Annotated in this window: 1 pseudogene; it reads right to left on the bottom strand. The window is 53.1% G+C overall.

Annotation, left to right across the window (positions count from 1 at the left end):
* Positions 1 to 187, bottom strand: a pseudogene (locus tag AF337_RS44550) (Rid family hydrolase); the annotation flags it as partial.
* Positions 188 to 262: the final 75 nt, after the last annotated feature.

A 262-nucleotide genomic window follows, 5' to 3' on the forward strand; every position in this document is an offset into this window, starting at 1 on the left:
ATGCGCCGGGGGGCACGAGCAGGCCGTGATTATAATTTCCAAAAGGCCGGCGTACCGACGCCGGATTGAAGGTCTTCTTCATCGCTGAACTTTCCCGTAGGTCTGCAGATTCCGACCCTACAAGATGCAGCGGGATATGAGAATATCGCTGCCGCCCATAATGTCTTGCGACAAAAAGCAGGACGATCGCCTTGAACCAGTTCGAACCACCGACCCGTTGATTCTCAGCATCGAGAGCAAAGCCTAGCTCCAATAATTTTGG

The sequence above is a fragment of the Rhizobium ecuadorense genome (assembly GCF_001187535.1).
In the GTDB taxonomy this organism is placed as follows: domain Bacteria; phylum Pseudomonadota; class Alphaproteobacteria; order Rhizobiales; family Rhizobiaceae; genus Rhizobium; species Rhizobium ecuadorense.